Raw genomic sequence first — 17,774 nt, 5'->3', positions numbered from 1 at the left:
ACAACGGAGGGCAACCAGAAAAAATGGTTTGCGAAATCCCGCCTCTGGCGGCACCAGTGCTATGCCCTGGAGGGGCGAAAATTAAACCCCCATTTGAAATGGGGGTCATAACTTTTGTTTGAAAGAGGCTGTGTCACAGGATTTTCTGTGACACGGTCTTTTCATTATGTTATACTATATGTATTACGAGAAAGAAACGGATGAGAAAACATGGGATTTACAGTAGAGGATCTTCTGCGTACGGAAGAAGGCGGAACGATGAAAATTGTCTGCGGAGAGCAGGGGCTGAATAATGAAATCAAAGGGGTAACCATAATCGAAGCACCGGACATTGTAAAGTTTATTAATGGCGGGGAACTTCTGTTAACCGGACTTTATGCGTTTAAATCCTGTAGTGTTGAAGAGTTCAAAAGTTATATCTATGAATTCAGAAAAAAGAAAATCAGCGGACTGATTGTAAAAAGAGGCAGGCTGGTAGATGATGCGGATAAGAAAATCGAACTTCTTCAGGAATATGCCCGAAAAAACAGGATACCTATCATGGAAGTGCCGTTTGAGATGTCATTCCAGAGGATTCTGGCGATAGTCATGGAGCATCTGTTTGATGAAGAGGTCATGCTTCTTAAATATTTCAAAACAACACATGATAATTTTACCGCGCTGACACTTGGAAACAGTGGATCAGAGAATCAGTTTCAGAAAATTCTGGATATGCTGGAAAAGCTGATTCGGAATCCGGTCTCATTATATAATCAGAATCTCACCTGCTATGCTTCCTCGTCAGGGGAGAAGGGAAATCTGAAGTTACTTGATAATCTTCAGGATTACGATCCGGATGTACTGACCAATTATCAGTACTGGAAACAGGTGGGAGAGTATATCCAGTATGTGATCCGGGTACGGATGAATGTCGGTATTCAGATGTATCTGGTGGTGACAGAAAAAACGCCTCCGTTTACAAAAATGGACTGTATTGCGATTGAAAATGCGATTGTTGCCCTTCAGTATGAGTTCTCCAGACAGTTTGCAGTTGAAGAACTGGAAAAGAAATTTCAAAATGATATCCTTAACAATATTTTAAACGGCAAGGTAACATCTGAGACAGAGCTTGAGAAGAATGCGGGGCTGCTCCAGATGGACAAAAACGGAACCTACAGGGTGCTTGTCTTTGGTGTAAAGCAGGATGGAAAGCCTCAGAAGAACATGAATGAAAAGCTGATGCATATTACCTGTCTGGAAGAGGCGGTAAGACGCCGGTTTCCGGACCTGAAAATTCACCGGGACCTTGATAAGATAGTGACTATCCGGGAAGCGGATTCTTCCAGAACACAGTCCGAGCACAGAAAAGAAATGCAGGACATTGTCCGTCAGGTTCAGGAGGAAATGAAATATCAGAACCGTAATCTGTGCGTGAGAGTAGGAGTGGGAAAGATTGTTACAGGAATAGCCAATCTCCCGGAATCGTACAAGGAGGCCGATGAGGCACTGACGTTTATTGATATTGCGGGCGATATATCGGGAGACGGAAATTCTTCGGTAATGATGTTTTCGGACTTTGGAATTTTCAAGCTGCTGTGCGAGCAGGACAATCTGCAGAATCTGATAGAATACATACCGGAATCTCTGCAGAAACTTCTTCAATATAAGAAGCCGCAGCAGGAGGATCTGATTACGACGTTAAAATCATACCTGAAGAATAATCAGAACCTCTCCAGAACTGCGCAGGAACTTTATGTACATTATAAAACCGCAGCGTACAGAATCGAAAAAATCGCAAGAATTACAGGCATGGATTTCGACAATGCCAACGAAATGCTGGCGGTGCGCATAGGCCTTATTGTGTATAAAATGATAGAAAACTACAATAAAATATAGTCAAAAAATTCTTTTTTAGGCAGTTTATCCAATCTGGATAAACTGCCGTCTTTTTTTTATCAGAATCCGCCGATGCGAAGTGTTAAAAAAATATCTATACTCTATACTATGAGGAACAGCCAGAAAGGAAGGGATTACGTGGAAGTTGATGTAAAAAAAGTCATGGAACATCTGAACGAAATCTACCAATGCGGTGCAAAACCGGATGGCACTTTTACGAGGATGGCTTACTCCGAAGAGGACAAAAAAGGAAGGGCGCTTTTCAGAAGCTGGTTTGAAAAGCTTGGAATCCCGACACGGACAGACGAGGCCGGAAATCTGATTGCCCGTCTGGAGGGAACAGACCCGTCGCTTCCGGCGATCCTGACAGGATCACATCTGGACACGGTGCCGGATGGAGGAAAATATGACGGAGCAGTTGGATGCATGGGCGGACTGGCGGTCTGTGAGACATTGAAAGCAGAAGGGAAACAGTTAAAACATCCGCTGGAGGTTATCGTGTTCGCGGACGAAGAAGGATTCCGGTTTGGAAGCGGACTTACGGGAAGCAGCGCTCTGTGCGGAGAAAAGCCGGATATCAGTGCAGATGATCTGGATATGGACGGCAGGACAAGAAAAGAAGTTTTTGAAAGCTGCGGCCTGTCTGTGGAACATGTATCCGATGCGGCAAGAAATCCGGAATCGATTCACTGCTTCATCGAACTGCATGTAGAACAGGGAGGAACACTGTACAAAAAACAGATTCCGGTAGGAATTGTATCTTCGATTGCCGGAGTCAGCCGCTATGAAGTGACAATTACAGGCGAGGCAAACCATGCCGGAAGCACAATGATGGAAGACAGAAAGGACGCGCTTGTAACGGCTGCGAAGTTCATAGCAAAAGTACCGGAGACAGCAGCGGAATACGGAAACCAGTATACCGTTGCAACAGTGGGAACGATCAAGGTTACACCGAATTCCGTCAATGTAATTCCGGGAAGCTGTACTTTCCATCTTGAGATTCGGGATCAGAAGGCGGAAGTCATGAAAGAGATCGAGATGAAGCTGAAAGAATACGCGGAAGAACTGTGCAGCTGCGCAGGAGAGACTCTTTCCTGGGAACAGATTTCCTATCACGCACCGGCGCCGATGCATGAATCGGTAAAGCAGGCGGTTGAGACAGCTGCAAAGAAGATCGGAACCGAATATATGGTTCTTCCAAGCGGGGCATTCCATGATTCCCTGTTGATGACAGGATTTGTACCGACCGGTATGATTTTTGTTCCAAGTGAGAAAGGAATCAGCCATTCACGGTATGAATATACAAAAGAAGAAGATATCGAAAGAGGCTGCAACGTACTGTTGCAGACAATTCTGGAAGCAGACAACATGGAAATGACATGTTAATTTAGAAAGGAGAAGAGATATGGAGAAAAAAAGAATTGGTATCATCGGCGGAGGTATTTCTGGTACATGTTTAGGTTACCATTTAAGCCTCTATGACAACGCGGAAGTGATCGTATTTGAAAAAGCTACGATCGGCGGAGCTTCCACAGCTAAATCCGCAGGAACAGTATGTCTTTTTGATGACTCTCTGAAAAACAGATACTGGGACGTAAGACTTTACGGATTTGAATCCTATCTGAAAATGGAAGCGGAAGAAAAAGGATCCGCTGGATTTGACAAGACCGGCACACTCGTTGTTGCTACAAACGAGCAGGTAGAAGCAACAATCAAAACCGGTATCGCACTTGCAAAAGCAGCAGGATATTCAGGTGAATATATCACAGATAAAGACAGAATCAAAGAGATTCTTCCGGACATCTCCACAGAAAATATTCTTGGAGCCGGATATACACAGGATGACGGCTACTTTGACGGAACCATGATCTCCAACACTTATGCAAAGAAACTGCAGAAAAACGGCGGAGTGATCAAGACCGGCGTAAAAGTGACAGAAGTCATTGTGAAAGACAATAAAGTCAAAGGATTAAAGACAAGCGAAGGCGAAGAATATGAATTTGACTATGTTGTAGACTGTACAGGACCATGGAGCAAATTTACAGGGGAACTTGTGGGTCTGGATGTACCGATCTGGCATACAAAAGCCGAGGCATTCTTCCTTTGCCCTCCTGGAAAGAAACTCAGCTACACATTCCCGGTACTGAAATATCCGGAATTCTATGCTTTAAGAGCGGGAGACAACATCTTTATCTGCAAATCCCACCTCTCCATGGATCTGAACAATCCGATGCATGCAGGACAGTGGGATCCGGACAAACTTCCGGAAACAGGCGGAACAGACGATTACTTTATCGACTTCCTGCTTGATCAGCTTGAAGTAAAAGTTCCTGGAATCGTAGACAGCGGTCTTGTATCATCATGGCTGTCTTACCGTGCAGAGCCGAAGGATTTCCTTCCGATTCTTGGAGAAACTCCGGTAGAAGGATACATCCTTGCTACAGGCTACGGCGGAAATGGTGTCATCGAAGCACCGGCAGCAAGCCGTGATCTTGCAAAACTGATTATGCGCGGCGAGTCCACTCCGTTACTGGAAGACTGGGCATTCAAACGTCTGCTTTAATTTTAGATAAAAATCTGGTGCAGTCCGGCAGTGAAGTTTCTTCGCGGCCGGACTGCTGTGAAAATTTCAGGAGGAAAACATGGATATAGCGGTTCTTATTAAACAGGTACCTGTTTCAAACAATGTATCAGTAGATCCGGAGACACATGCCCTCATCCGTGCAAGTGCAGAGGGAATGATCAATCCGGCTGACTTAAATGCAATCGAAGAAGCCATGATGCTCAAAGAGCAGACAGGCGGAAAGGTTGTAGTTTTCACGATGGGCCCTCCGGATGCCGAAAAGGCACTTCGTGAGGCAATGGCACACGGCTGCGATGAAAGCTGCCTGATCACAGACAGGGTAGTAGCAGGAGGCGATACGATTGCGACAGCAAGAGTACTGGCGGAAGCAATCAAAAAATATGGACAGTTCGATCTGATTCTTGGCGGCGCTCTGTCTGCGGACGGAGCAACAGGTCAGGTTGGAGCAATGGTTGCGGAATGTCTTGGAATTCCTCACATCTGTGAGATTCAAAGCATCAAGTATGATGAAGCTGCTCCGGACAAAATCGAAGCGGTGAAAAAAGTATACGGGGAACGTTTCCTTGTACGTACTTCGCTGCCGGCAGTACTGTCTGTAAACTTTGGATGCAATGTGCCAAGACTTGCTACACTTCGGAGTACAAGAGCGGCAAAGAACAAACCGCTTGCTGTCTATACTAACGCGGACCTGAATCTTCCGGAGGACCAGGTCGGAATTAAAGGTTCTCCGACAGCAGTCATCGATTCCTTCGAACCGACAGGAGGAAGAATGGCAGAAATGCTGACCGGAACACCGGAAGAACTGGCTGTGAAACTGAAAGACCTGATCGATGAGGAGAAAGGAAATTTATAATGGCTAATGGAATTTGTATTTTCGCAGAAAATTATAATGGAAAATTAGAGCCGGCTTCTGCAGAACTTGTCTCCGCGGCACGTCTGATTCAGGAAACAACAAAAGAGCAGATCAGCGCGGTTGTTGTGGCAAAGGACTGCGACGGTATTATTGAAGAATTAAAAAATATTGGCGTAGAGAAAATATACGCTGTAAAGACAGATCATGATATCCTTTTTCAGGATGATGCTGCAAGTCAGGTACTTGCTGATATGATCAGAAAGATTGATCCGTCTTCTGTTCTGATTCCGGCGACACCGGCAGGACGTTCCATATTCTCAAGAGTAGCGATGAAATTAAACTGCGGACTGACCGCAGACTGTACAGAGCTGCTGGTGGGCACAAAAGAGGATGGATCCTACTATATTAAACAGAACAAACCATCTTATGGAGAAAACGTTTTTGTTACCATCGTTACAAGAGACGGATACTATCCTCAGATGATGACAGTACGTCCGGGTGTTTACACAATCCCGGAAAAGTCAGAAGGAAACGCGGAAGTTGTCTACATGGATGATATTCAGATCCCGGAATCCAGAATTGAGATCGCGGAAATTCTGCCTCAGGAAGATTCTACAGACAGCATTCTCTCCGCGGAGATTGTTGTCGTAGGAGGAAGAGGAACTCTGGAAGACGATAATTTTGAACTTGTAAAACAGTTTGCGGATAAGATTGGGGCTGCTATCGGCGGTACCCGTCCGATGGTAGATACAGAGACAATTCCGTTTGACCACCAGATCGGTCAGACCGGACTGACAATCCGTCCGAAAATCTGTATTTCTCTTGGTGTGTCAGGAGCAATCCAGCACACAGAGGGTATCAAGGATACCAAACTTTTTGTTGCAGTTAATACCGATGAGAATGCGGCGATCTTCAAAGTGGCTGATTATGGAATGGTAGCCGATCTCCGTGAGGTTCTGGAAAATTATCTGAAACTGTAGTACAATACAACTGAGGTGAGACAAATGGAATTATTAGAATTAATGAGAACAAGACACAGCATCCGCAGCTATGGCGATGCGCCGGTATCTGAGGAAGACATCACAAAAATCCTTCAGGCAGGAATGCTTTCCGCGTCAGGAAAAGCAATCCGTCCATGGGAGTTTATCGTCGTGACAGATAAAGATGTCCTGCAGAAAATGTCCGACTGCCGGGCAGGATCTGTGAAGATGCTCAAAGAAGCAGCCTGCGCTATCGTGGTAGTCGGCAACGAGGACGCATCAGATGTCTGGATCGAGGACTGCTCCGCAGTGATGAGCAACATGCATCTGATGGCTCATGCACTGGGACTTGGCAGCTGCTGGGTACAGGGAAGACTCAGAAAAGCAGAGGACGGAAGAGACACGGAAGCATTTGTACGGGATATTCTCGGATATCCGGAAAACTACAAGCTTCAGGCGATTCTTACGGTCGGAGTGCCGGCGGAGGAAAAGAAACCTTATGAGTTAAGTGATCTTCCGACAGAGAAGATTCACTACGGAAAATTCTGATAAAACCCGGTGTCATGTGGGGTGGATCTGTACAGAAAACTGTATAAATCCACCCCGCTTTTTTTGCGGTTTTTTGCGGTTGACAAACGGTATTTTTCGTGATATGTTTAGGACAATTTCGTTATAAACAAGAAGAGAAATCAAGGTGAAAGGCGGTGGAGAATATGGATCTGGTCAAGAAGGTGATAGTGCTTGTCTGCAGTATCATCCTGGTAGGGTTTACCCTGACCGATTTCCATTCTGTCATTGCGGAAGATCCGGCGTATGCCGGACATCTTTTTGTCAATAAACCGGAGAAGCAGACACTCACAGCACACGAGAAGAAAAGCCATCCTGATTCGGATGCCAACAGAGAAGAAGCCGGAATTATGTGGAAGTATCTGAGAAGTGGAAAACAGAAAGCGGCCAGAGGACTGGCACTTTCCACGATCTTTCTGGCCGGGTCGGCTGCTGCATTGTTCCGGATTTTTGAAAACCGGCATTATCTGGGAGGTCTTCTCCTTCAGGTAGTTTATATGGCACGGTTCCTTTATGAACTGTCAGTGCAGAAAGACAAGGACGGCAAGAAAAGAACTTCCGCACGGAGGCTTCTGCTTTCGTTCCAGGACAGTTCAAAAATATAAGGAAGACGTGAAAGGAATTAAGGGAAAACCATGGAACGGTTTATGAATTTTATAAAGCGTCAGTCACCGGGGCTTGTCATCACATTAGGGTTTGCCATTGTGATTTTCATTGGAGCTCTGCTGCTTTTGCTTCCATGTTCCGTGAAGGACGGGGCGACAGTGACATTTGTGGACGCACTCTTTACATCCACGAGCGCAGTCTGTGTAACCGGACTGATAGCCATTGATACGGCAGATCATTTTACTGCGATTGGACAGGCTGTTGTAGCACTGCTGATTCAGATCGGAGGTCTTGGAGTGACATCTGTCGGAGTCGGAGTTATGATCGCGGTAGGACACCGCGTCAGCTACAGGAGCCGGACACTGATCAAAGAGGCACTTAATGTGGATACCTACAGTGGAATTGTGAAGTTTGTAAAAGCGATTCTTCTGACGACATTGTTTTTTGAAAGTTTGGGAGCAATTTTAAGCTTTATCGTATTCAGTCAGGATTATCCGACACTTCATGCCCTTGGAATCAGTGTATTCCATTCCATTGCGGCGTTTAACAATTCGGGATTTGATATTCTGGGCGGATTGAGAAATCTGATCCCGTATCAGGAGAATGTCCTGCTGAATCTGACCACCTGCGGATTGATTTTCTTTGGCGGTATCGGTTTCCTTGTCATTATGGATATTCTGAAGCAGAGAAAATTCAAGAAGCTTATGTTTCATTCAAAAGTTGTACTGACAACAAGTATTGTCCTGATTATTGTAGGGACAGTCCTGCTAAAGCTGACCGAGCACATCACATGGCTTGGTGCGTTGTTTCACAGTGTTTCGGCGAGAACAGCAGGTTTTTCAACATATCCGATCGGAAGCTTCAGCACAGCCGGACTCTTTGTCCTCTGTGTTCTGATGTTTATCGGTGCTTCTCCGGGATCAACCGGAGGCGGTATCAAGACGAGTACATTCTTTACCCTTGCACAGGCAGTCCGGAGTATGTTTTCAAAACGTGCGGTTGGCGCATTTAAGAGAAGCATCTCAAAACAGAATGTCAGCAAGGCGTATGCGATCACACTGCTTTCTGCAATTGTCGTGGTCGTAGCGGTATTTTTGATGTGCATTATTGAGCCGGATATCGACTTTATGAAAATCCTTTTTGAAGTGATTTCGGCGTTTGGTACCGTAGGACTTTCTACCGGCATTACGCCGGATTTGAGTGATCCGGGGAAATTGATCATTATCCTTGTCATGTTTATTGGAAGACTCGGAGCTATGACCCTGATCACCATGTGGGTAAACCGGCCGGAGCCGAATATCCGGTATGCGGAAGAACAGATTTCAGTTGGTTAAGAGAAAGGAATAAAATAGAGATGAAAAAGAAAGCATCAGCAAAAACTTTTGGAGTGATCGGGCTGGGACGTTTTGGTATGGCGCTTGCCATGACGCTTGCAAAAGGCGGGAAAGATGTCATTGTTATTGACGAAAATGAAAGTAAAGTAAGAGAAATGAGACCGTACACGGATTATGCATTTGTGACAAGCAATCTGAATGAAGAAAGCCTTCGGGAGGCGGGCATCCAGAATTGTGACGTGGTAATTGTCTGCATTGGTACGAATGTAGGAGTTGGAATATTAACAACACTTAGTGTCATTGAGATGGGAGTACCAAGAGTGATCTCCAAGGCGCTTAGTACAGAACAGGGAGCGGTTTTGAAAAAGATCGGTGCAGAGGTTGTCTATCCGGAAAAGGATATGGCATATTTCCTCGGGAAACGTCTGATTTCCGATAATTTTCTGGACTTCATCCATCTGGATGACAGCGTAGAGATCCGGCAGGTACGTGTATCCGGAAGCGCGAGCGGAAAGAGTATTGAAAAACTTGCTCTTCGGAAACACTATCAGTTGAATATTATCGCTTTGGAAAGAGAGAATAAGACAACGATAGAGATCCACCCGGAAGACACTCTCAGAGAAGGCGATATCATTTCTGTAATCGGAAAGGTCGAAGATATCGATGCTTTTGAAAATCAACTTTAACAGATAAGATAAAAGGTTCTCCTGACAGGAGAGCCTTTTTCGATGTGCGGAACAGTCAAAAAAGAGGTGCATTGTGAGCTGATTTCTATATAATAGAAAGCAGGAATGAAAGGAGTGAAACAGACGATGGAAAAGGAAATCTTGTTTGGCGCTGCATACTATCCGGAATACATGCCGTATGAAAGAGTAAAAGAGGATATCCGGATGATGAAAGAAGCGGGAATGAATGTGGTGAGAATTGCGGAATCTACATGGAGCACGTTGGAACCGGAAGATGGTGTATTTGATTTTTCCTATATCGACCAGGTTATAGAAGAAGCCGGTAAAGCCGGAATGAAAGTGATTATCGGGACACCGACCTACGCGGTACCGTCATGGCTTTGCAGGAAAGATCCGGGTGTATTGGTAGAAACCGGACAGGGAGAGTCTTACTACGGAAGAAGGCAGATTTTCAATCTCCTCAATCCGACCTTCCGATGCCACGCAGAGCGGGTTATCCGAAAGCTGGCGGAACATACGGCCGGAGCCGGACCGGTAATAGGATTCCAGATTGATAATGAGACAAAACACTACGGAAATATGGGCAGGGAGATACAAGCCGCATTCAGAAAGGCCATGGAAGAAAAATTTCAAACCACGGAGAATCTGAACAAGGCCTTCGGACTTGCCTACTGGAGCAACTCGATTCATAACTGGGAGGATTTCCCCGACATGAGAGGCTGTATCAACGGCGGTCTTGCCTCTGAGTTTTCTGCGTTTCAGAGAAAGATGGCAGCGGATTATCTGATGTGGCAGGCGGATCTGATCCGGGAATACAAGCGGGAAGATCAGTTCATTACCCACAATCTGGATTTTGAATGGAAGAAATTCGGGGCCGATATCGCGCAGGACGGCTATTCCTACGGGGTGCAGCCGGACATTAACCATTACGAGGCGGCAAAAGCGCTGACCCTTGCAGGTACGGATATTTACCATCCGACACAGGACGATCTGACCGGGGCAGAGACGGCCTTTGGCGGAGATTCGATCCGAAGCCTCAAAGACAGCGGATATCTCGTTCTGGAATGTCAGGCCCAGGCATTCAAATACTGGACGCCGTATCCGGGGCAGTTACGGCTTCAGGCATACAGCCATCTGGCATCCGGCGCTACCGGAACACTTTACTGGAACTGGCACTCCATTCACAGCGGATATGAGACATACTGGCGGGGAGTTTTAAGCCATGATCTGGACACGAATCCGGTCTATGAAGAAGCCGCTGTTATTGGAAAAGAATGGTCAAAACTGGGAGAAAAAATCAACGGACTGCAAAAAAAGAACGAGATTGCCCTTGTGATTGACAACCATTCGATGTCAGCGTTGAACTGGTTCCCGATCGATAAGGACCTCAGTTACAATGACGTCGTAAGGTGGATGTATGACAGCCTGTATGAGATGAATCTGGAGTGCGACGTGGTGGATGTCCGGGCGCTGGATCCGTCCAGATACAAGATGATTGTGACACCGGCACTTTACAGCGTGCCGGAGGAGATGCTGAAAAAGCTGGAGACGTTTGTCAGAGAGGGAGGCGTTCTGGTCAGCTCCTTCCGCTCCTTTGTGGCGGATGAGTACCTCAGAGTGTACCATGACAAGGCACCGCATCTTCTGCACGAATGCTTTGGAATGAGCTACAATCAGTTCACCGAGCCTGGACGCACCCGGCTGAAAGGAAAAGAAGTCCGGTACTTTGCAGAGCTTCTGAAAAGGGAGGGAGCCGAAAGCATGGCGGACTATGAGCATAAATACTGGGGACGGTACGCAGGGATGACGCATCATGTGTTCGGGGAAGGACATGCGTATTATCTTGGATGCTGGACCTGCAAAGAAACACTCAAGGAGCTGTACCGGACGGCGGCAAAATCCGCCGGAATCTTCTGCCCGGAACTGGCCTGGCCGGTGACAGTAAGAAGCGGAGTGAACCGGGAAGGGAAACAGATTCATTATCTGCTGCATTACAGCGAAGAGGAACAGGAAATTCTCTGCCCGTATGATAATGCCGTAGATCTGCTGACCGGGAAATCATACCGGAAAGGGGAGCCAATCTGTCTTTCGGACTGGGATGTGAAAATACTGGAGGAAGCGTAGATGAAAGCGTTTTTATATACGACAACAGAACAAGTCGAATTTTCCGGAATTTGCTCAGGATTCATGACAGGACATTGCCGGTTCTGTATGGCCGGGACGGTTAAAAATGAAAGAAACTCTATTTTCTCCGTAGCATATCAGGTCCGAATACGGTTATAAATGGGAATTTCTTTTTTTAATCCGTAGTAAAGCAAGTTCTAATACGGTGCGAATAATAGAAAATGGATTTGTAACCGTAGTAAATTGGATCGGGATACGGTTTAAATATAAGAAAATATATTTTTGACCGTACAAACCGCACCTAAAATACGGTTGTAATATGGAAAAATCAATTTGCAACCGTAGAGACCAGGTAAAAAATACGGATGAGGGAGCAATAAGTTTGTTTTTAACCGTACCAGCTTCAATAAAATCAGGTTTTGAAGCTAAAAACTTGATTTGTAACCGTAGAGGAATGCTTGCAGGGGGCAGGACGCATTCACATGTTTTAATAAAATTGAAAAATCTATGTAACGAAATCATCCTTTTTCGGATATATGGGCACAAAGGAGGTGAGGGGGAAGATGCAAAGTTTCCACCTGGCTGTGTCAGATCGCGAAACATCTCTGGTATCAGGAACTGGCGAGGCGCAGGCGGAAAGGCACCAGTGAATTAAATGAAAAGCTTGCCTCCTCCGGCGCAGATCTGTCCGAGACTGTCTCTATCAGGGAAGAGAAGATGGAACTGTTCAGGAAAGTGCACATTCTGGACGAGACTGCGAAGGAGGTTGTGCTTCTCAGGCTTACAGGAGCCTTTTCCTTCCGGGAGATCGGAGACATCTTCGGGAAAAACGAAAACTGGGCCAGAGTGACATTTTATCGGGCGAAACAAAAACTTGTGAAAGGATGATGAAGTATGAAATTAAATTGTGAAATAATCAGGGATTTACTGCCGAGTTATATTGATGGACTGACAAGCCAGGAGAGCAACAGACTGGTTGAGGAACATCTGGAAAGCTGTGCAGAATGCAGAGAATATCTGAAGGAAATGCAGGCGGATCTTTCATCAGAGGCTTCTGTAGAAAAGAACAAGAAAGCCATCCGGCCATTCCGAAAGCTGAACCGGAGGGTAAAGCAGAGGATTGCGGCAGCGGCTGGAGCTGCGGTACTGGTCTGTGTGGTTCTCTTCGGAGTAGGAACGTGGTACTATGGCCGCACATGGACTGCGGATTCCTCGGATGTCAAGATGAGCGTGGAAGCCTCGGGGAGCATTGCAACATTAAGATTCACCCCACAGGAGGACACAGTCCTCTATGTAGAGGCAGATGAAAACGAGGAAAATACGATTGTGATTACAGAAGGATACCGCAATCCGCTGAAAAAGGTATATCAGAAATCCGCCTATTATGGCTATACATTTATTGATAAAAATACCGTGATGGGGCTGAACGGAAAAAGCACAAAAATTGACGAGGATGATGTGCTGACCATCCGGTATGAAGATAAGACAGAAACAATCTCCATGCAGGAACTGGCAAAAGAAGCGCTGGCAAACAATCCGGAACGGACATTCTCTGAATAGAGAATGTCCGCCCGGTCGTTGGGAACAGAAGGGCGGACAAAAGATGAAATAGAGTAAAAGATCAGACGAAAAAAGTACTTTACAATCCTGTAGACATATTGTAAACTCTTGGTTAGTTGTTGCTAACCAAGAAAAGACTTGCAGGAGGTACTATGACAATATTAAATCTGATTATGATTGTTATTTCATTGATACTGCTGATCCTCTGTATTATGGCACCCTTTCGGAAAAGCGGTGCGGCAAGAGGACACCAGATGCTTCAGGCGGTTTTAAAGCCCCACACGATCTATGGGATTCTCCTCCTTGTGACATCACTTGTCCACGGAATTCTCTCCGGAAACAACCCGGCGATGATGAGCGGAAAGCCGGCATGGCTCTGTTTGTTGATTCTTCTGATTTTCTCGGCGTTCAAAGGCAAGATGAAGACCAGAAACTGGATCAAAATCCACAGAGTACTTTCAGTATTGCTCTGCCTTCTGATTGTGGTACATATTGTACATGCCATTGTAGTATAAAAGCTACGGTTGGAAATGGAAAAGGCAGCGGATAAACATTGTACTTACACAGTGCGTATGGTACAATGGATAAAAGAGCAGAAATACAAGTTGTTCAAGTTTTAGCAACAGATACGACCCTCGAAGCGGCAACTTCGGGGGTTTCTTTTACGAGAGGGGCTGTTTTTATGTTAAAGAAAACCGTACTTTCCGGATGCGCAGCAGGAATCTTTCTGGCAGTATTGGCAGGAACAGTTGTGACAGGGGTAAAAAGTCCGATTGAAAGCCAAATTGCACCGGGACTGAAAAAGGAAGCAAAACAGATGAAGTCCTTTTTTCGCTCGCCCGAATCAGAAACAATGATTGCTGAAATACAGAGAAATCTTACAACATCACATACCGGAGAAGGAAATTCCGTGGAACTCTATGAGGGCCTGGCGTTTGAACCGAAAAAAGCGTATGAAGTTTACACATTAAAAAGTGAACACGTTATTCGTGAATTTGACCAGAATGGCACGTTTAAGGATAATATATCCGAAGAATATGTATTACAGGTACCGCTCAGCAACAGCCAGAATGAACTGGTCGGCCTGACCTTGTTTTATCAGGAGAAGGGAGGTTTTGAATTAGTCGCCTATGGAGAAATGGAAGAAAAGCAGGAAGTCCTGACAGATATGGAAGAGTTAAACGCACTTGTAAACGGTCAGGAAGAACTGAGAGGGCAGAAAGAAATCAAAGATGCAAAAACAGTTGTTCTGTATCAATATAATACATATGCAATTTATATCGAGACAGCAGACGCAGAATATATGATTCCGATTTCGGCCAACAACGTCATGACACAATTAGAAGAAAACAGAATTTATACAGCAGAAGAATTTATAGATGTGCTGCGACTGACTTCCAGTGAAGATATAAACGGCGAAAACCCGCTAACCTTAAAGGTTGGCGGGTTTCGCTGTTTATAAGTTATCTAAAGGAATGAGAGTAAAGTGCGGCACTTTGAAGTGCCTTACTTTATGAGGGGGGAGATAGTGATTTGTTTATCAACTATCTGATTCTTAGTATAACCAGAAAATGTGTCTAAAATATGTGCAGATCATAAAAGAAAACGAAATTTTCTTAATGGTCTATTAAGATTTTAACGCAAATGGCCGTTTTACCCGGGAAAACCAGGGTGATCAAGCAGATTTTCCGGTATTGTTGAATAAGCTATCAGATTTTTTCATCCGTATATATCCGGATAATCTGCCTGAGAATACTGTGAAGATAAGGAAGATATTCCTCAATCGGAACCGGCTGACTGTAGAGGATGCAGTTATAGCTGGTGGAACCGATAAGTTCGATAATAGTAAAAAGCATCAGTTCCGGGGTATCGCAGTGAACTCCGTATTTCAGCATTGATTCCAGAAAATGCTCATAAAATTTCTGGGAGGTTAAAAATCCTGTATCAGAAACGGTATTCTGAAAAATTCCCCAGGAGAGATTTTTGGCAACAAATTCCATTAATGCGTGCTGGCTGCGGAAACAGTCAATGATATAATCTGTAATAAACAGCAGTTCCTCCTCAAATCCGGAGGCATGAGATGTTTCCAGCGCACGGTGTGCATCATCAAACAGCTGGCCGGCTTTAAAGACGATCAGTTCATTTCTTAGATCATATTTATCCTGAAAATACAGATAAAAAGTTCCTTTTGCAAGTCCCGCCTCCTGAACAATATCAGATATGGTTGTTTTCGAGAATCCTTTCTCTGTAAACAGACGGAAGGCTGTTTTGAGAAGCAGATCCTTTTTCTGCTTTTTGTTTTCTTCTACCTTTCCCATGCAGATGTCTCCTTTTTACAATTTGCTATTAGACACATTATGATAGATTTGTCGTGAAAAGTCAATAAAATGACTAAAATTCATTTTTTCCTTCAAAATTATTGACTAATAGTCATTTTTGATTATACTTAAGGAATAACGTTTACAAGTGAAAGGAGTTGGTACAGGTGGTGAAAATCGGCAAATGGATTGCCAGGCACAAGGTACTGATTTTAATTCTGGGGATCCTCCTTGTTGTTCCATCGGTGATCGGGATGGCAAAAACACGGGTTAATTATGATTTGCTCAGTTATCTTCCGGAGCATCTGGAAACTGTGAAAGGACAGGATCTTCTGGTTGATGAATACGGCATGGGGGCATTTTCCATGGTTGTGGCGGAGGATATGGAACTGAAAGACGTGCAGAAGCTAAAAGAGGCATTTGAAGAGATTCCGCATGTGAAAGATGTACTCTGGTACGATGATATAACGGATATTACAGTTCCGGTGGAAATGCTGCCGGATGATTTGGAGGAGGCATTTTTCCGGGGAGATGCTACAATGCTGCTGGCGCTTTTTGACAATACGACATCCTCGGATGAGGCAATGGATGCAGTGACGCAGATGAGGAAGACCGCGGATAAGCAGTGTTTTATCAGCGGAATGACCGGTGTTGTAACGGATATCAAAAATCTTTGTCTGAAGGAGATGCCGGTCTATGTTGTCATTGCAGTGCTGCTCTGCCTTTTCATTCTGGAACTGACATCGGGATCGTATCTTGTTCCGGTATTGTTTCTGCTGAGTATAGGGCTTGCGATTCTCTACAATATGGGAACAAATATTTTTCTGGGCGAGATTTCCTATATCACTCAGTCGCTGACGGCGATACTGCAGCTTGGGGTGACAATGGACTATTCTATTTTTCTGCTCCACAGCTATGAAGAAAATAAAAAACGTTTTCCGGGTGAGAAAGAACGGGCCATGGGACATGCGATTGCAAACACGTTCCAGTCGGTCATCGCAAGTTCCGTTACAACAATTGCGGGATTTGCGGCATTGTGCTTCATGACCTTCGCGTTGGGAAGAGATCTTGGAATTGTCATGGGAAAAGGCGTTTTGATGGGCGTATTGTGCTGCGTAACCATTCTCCCGTCGCTGGTACTTGTATTTGATAGAGCAATTGAAAAGACAAGCCACCGGCAGCTGCTGACAAATATGGACCGGATTTCCGGATTTATCACAAAACATTACAAAGTGTGGATCGGGGTATTTCTTATTCTGATTATTCCGGCGGCGTATGGAAACAGCCGTACAGAAATTTATTACAACATCGCTCAGTCCCTGCCGGAGTCTTTGCCAAGCAACATTGCGAATGAAAAACTGGAGAAGGATTTCGATATGGCAAATGTGCACATGGTATTGATGGACAAACATATGGACAGCCTGAAAAAACAGGAGATGATGGAAAAGATTGATGAGGTGGACGGCGTGAAGTGGAGTATCAGTATGAATTCCCTGATCGGTCCGGCAGTTCCGGAATCTATGATTCCGTCAGAAGTCAAAGAGATGCTGCAAAGCGAGAACTATGAGCTGGCATTTGTCTGTTCAGAATACGGGGCGGCGACAGAAGCGGTAAACCGACAGATTGCTCAAATTGACAGGATCGTAAAAGCCTACGACAGCGATGCCATGGTTATCGGGGAAGCTCCTCTGATGAAGGATTTGCAGGACGTGACCGATATCGATTTGAAAATGGTCAATCTGGTGTCTATAGCTGCAATTTTTCTCATTATCATGCTGACCTTTAAATCGATTTCCCTCCCGGTCATTCTTGTTGCGGTGATTGAATCTGCCATTATGGTCAATATGGCGGTTCCTTATTTTCAGGGAGAGAGCCTTCCGTTTGTCGCAAGCATTGTAATCGGTACAATCCAGCTTGGAGCAACTGTGGATTATGCTATTTTGATGACAAGCAGATATCAGAAAGAGAGAAGAAGAGGAAAAAATAAAAAAGAGGCGGTTTCCATCGCGCACCGGATGAGCATGCCGTCGATCGTAAGCAGCGGTCTGAGCTTTTTTGCGGCTACATTCGGTGTGGCGGCATATTCCAATATTGATATGATCAGCTCGATCTGTACGTTGCTGGCAAGAGGTGCATTGATCAGCATGTGTGTAGTAATTCTCATTCTTCCGGCTATGTTTATGATTTTTGACGGTGTAGTATGCAAAACGTCCATCGGATTTCTTGGACAAAAGAAGAATGCGGCAGGTTTTTCGGGAAAGAAAAAAACAGCCTGATTTTAAATGAA

The 17,774-nt window shown here is 45.0% G+C and carries 17 protein-coding genes; 16 read left to right on the top strand and 1 reads right to left on the bottom strand.

Annotated features, from left to right (window positions below; genetic code table 11):
* Nucleotides 1–210 precede the first annotated feature (210 nt).
* The 15 genes from H6A32_RS13485 (at nucleotide 211) to H6A32_RS13415 (ending at nucleotide 14,631) form a co-directional block, all read left to right on the top strand.
* A complete protein-coding gene (locus H6A32_RS13485) occupies nucleotides 211–1,875 on the top strand; it encodes a PucR family transcriptional regulator (RefSeq protein ID WP_204864587.1) in 1,665 nt (554 codons plus the stop codon).
* 138 nt (nucleotides 1,876–2,013) lie between these two features.
* Nucleotides 2,014–3,261 carry a Zn-dependent hydrolase gene (locus tag H6A32_RS13480; protein WP_191434317.1) on the top strand — a complete coding sequence of 416 codons (1,248 nt, stop codon included), beginning with the start codon at nucleotides 2,014–2,016 and terminating at the stop codon, nucleotides 3,259–3,261.
* 19 nt (nucleotides 3,262–3,280) lie between these two features.
* A complete protein-coding gene (locus tag H6A32_RS13475) occupies nucleotides 3,281–4,438 on the top strand; it encodes an NAD(P)/FAD-dependent oxidoreductase (protein ID WP_087253783.1) in 1,158 nt (385 codons plus the stop codon).
* Between the two features lie 79 nt (nucleotides 4,439–4,517).
* Nucleotides 4,518–5,312: an electron transfer flavoprotein subunit beta/FixA family protein gene (locus tag H6A32_RS13470; RefSeq protein WP_087253780.1), complete on the top strand. Its 795-nt coding sequence runs from the start codon at nucleotides 4,518–4,520 to the stop codon at nucleotides 5,310–5,312.
* The gene (locus H6A32_RS13465) at nucleotides 5,312–6,292 is read left to right on the top strand and encodes an electron transfer flavoprotein subunit alpha/FixB family protein (protein ID WP_087169066.1); all 981 of its coding nucleotides are present in this window, start codon (nucleotides 5,312–5,314) and stop codon (nucleotides 6,290–6,292) included. The genes H6A32_RS13470 and H6A32_RS13465 overlap by 1 nt, the downstream gene beginning before the upstream one ends.
* Before the next feature lie 24 nt (nucleotides 6,293–6,316).
* A complete protein-coding gene (locus H6A32_RS13460; protein ID WP_087169067.1) occupies nucleotides 6,317–6,841 on the top strand; it encodes a nitroreductase family protein in 525 nt (174 codons plus the stop codon).
* Between the two features lie 164 nt (nucleotides 6,842–7,005).
* Nucleotides 7,006–7,464, top strand: coding sequence for a hypothetical protein (locus H6A32_RS13455; RefSeq protein WP_087169068.1), 459 nt, complete (start codon nucleotides 7,006–7,008; stop codon nucleotides 7,462–7,464).
* A gap of 42 nt (nucleotides 7,465–7,506) precedes the next feature.
* Nucleotides 7,507–8,799, top strand: coding sequence for a TrkH family potassium uptake protein (locus H6A32_RS13450; protein WP_330616932.1), 1,293 nt, complete (start codon nucleotides 7,507–7,509; stop codon nucleotides 8,797–8,799).
* A 20-nt stretch (nucleotides 8,800–8,819) separates the two neighbouring features.
* The gene (locus tag H6A32_RS13445; protein ID WP_204864585.1) at nucleotides 8,820–9,485 is read left to right on the top strand and encodes a potassium channel family protein; all 666 of its coding nucleotides are present in this window, start codon (nucleotides 8,820–8,822) and stop codon (nucleotides 9,483–9,485) included.
* A 126-nt stretch (nucleotides 9,486–9,611) separates the two neighbouring features.
* Nucleotides 9,612–11,609: a beta-galactosidase gene (locus H6A32_RS13440; protein WP_204864584.1), complete on the top strand. Its 1,998-nt coding sequence runs from the start codon at nucleotides 9,612–9,614 to the stop codon at nucleotides 11,607–11,609.
* A gap of 319 nt (nucleotides 11,610–11,928) precedes the next feature.
* Nucleotides 11,929–12,264, top strand: a complete 336-nt coding sequence (locus H6A32_RS13435; protein ID WP_138373345.1) for a hypothetical protein — start codon at nucleotides 11,929–11,931, stop codon at nucleotides 12,262–12,264.
* Nucleotides 12,265–12,326: 62 nt separating this feature from the next.
* Nucleotides 12,327–12,497: a sigma factor-like helix-turn-helix DNA-binding protein gene (locus H6A32_RS13430; RefSeq protein ID WP_191434326.1), complete on the top strand. Its 171-nt coding sequence runs from the start codon at nucleotides 12,327–12,329 to the stop codon at nucleotides 12,495–12,497.
* A gap of 6 nt (nucleotides 12,498–12,503) precedes the next feature.
* Entirely contained in the window at nucleotides 12,504–13,169 is a 666-nt protein-coding gene (locus H6A32_RS13425; RefSeq protein WP_087255508.1) for a zf-HC2 domain-containing protein, read from the top strand.
* 152 nt (nucleotides 13,170–13,321) lie between these two features.
* Nucleotides 13,322–13,684 (top strand): hypothetical protein, encoded by a 363-nt coding sequence (locus H6A32_RS13420; protein ID WP_087255505.1) that lies wholly within the window; start codon nucleotides 13,322–13,324, stop codon nucleotides 13,682–13,684.
* A 167-nt stretch (nucleotides 13,685–13,851) separates the two neighbouring features.
* Entirely contained in the window at nucleotides 13,852–14,631 is a 780-nt protein-coding gene (locus H6A32_RS13415) for a hypothetical protein (RefSeq protein ID WP_087255502.1), read from the top strand.
* Nucleotides 14,632–14,878: 247 nt separating this feature from the next.
* Here H6A32_RS13415 and H6A32_RS13410 read toward each other — a convergent pair whose 3' ends face one another.
* Nucleotides 14,879–15,487, bottom strand: coding sequence for a TetR/AcrR family transcriptional regulator (locus tag H6A32_RS13410; protein ID WP_087169655.1), 609 nt, complete (start codon nucleotides 15,485–15,487; stop codon nucleotides 14,879–14,881).
* Between the two features lie 167 nt (nucleotides 15,488–15,654).
* On the opposite strand from H6A32_RS13410, the gene H6A32_RS13405 reads away from it, so the two are divergent.
* Nucleotides 15,655–17,763, top strand: a complete 2,109-nt coding sequence (locus H6A32_RS13405; protein WP_138373342.1) for an efflux RND transporter permease subunit — start codon at nucleotides 15,655–15,657, stop codon at nucleotides 17,761–17,763.
* Nucleotides 17,764–17,774 lie beyond the last annotated feature (11 nt).

It is taken from the genome of Drancourtella massiliensis (assembly GCF_016900655.1).
Classification (GTDB): domain Bacteria; phylum Bacillota; class Clostridia; order Lachnospirales; family Lachnospiraceae; genus Sellimonas; species Sellimonas catena.
Note: the sequence above shows the minus strand (reverse complement) of the source record. Positions and strands in the feature narration are given on the sequence as shown.